Genomic DNA, 411 nt, shown 5'->3' on the forward strand with positions numbered 1-411 from the left:
ATTGTGTATGTATAGAAGATTTGGATATGAAAGCAATGTCACAGTCGCTGAATTTTGGAAAATCTGTTTCAGATAACGGCTGGGGAATGTTCACAACATTTTTGAAATACAAACTGGAGAAACAGGGTAAGAAGCTTGTGAAGGTGGATAGATTTTTTGCAAGCAGCCAGACCTGTTCTGTTTGTGGTTACAAAAATGCAAAAACGAAAAATCTTGCCCTGAGAGAGTGGGATTGCCCGCAATGTGGAACCCATCATGATAGAGATGTAAATGCAGCGATAAATATCAGAAATGAGGGAATGCGTTTGGTAATTGGATGACCTTAAATAACATAACACAACCGTGGGACACACGGGGATAGCTCGCTTATGCTTAGCACAGTAGTGCTATCGAACGAGAACCAAACTTGCC

Annotated in this window: 1 protein-coding gene; it reads left to right on the top strand. The window is 40.9% G+C overall.

All coding sequences use genetic code 11. The annotated features are described in order from the left end of the window. Positions 1 to 320, top strand: a 320-nt coding sequence (locus GPK81_RS12675) for an RNA-guided endonuclease TnpB family protein (protein ID WP_215707167.1), incomplete at its 5' end; no start/stop codon positions are given. Between the last annotated feature and the right edge of the window lie 91 nt (positions 321 to 411).

This window comes from Blautia sp. MCC283 (genome assembly GCF_018785565.1).
Classification (GTDB): Bacteria; Bacillota; Clostridia; order Lachnospirales; family Lachnospiraceae; genus Blautia_A.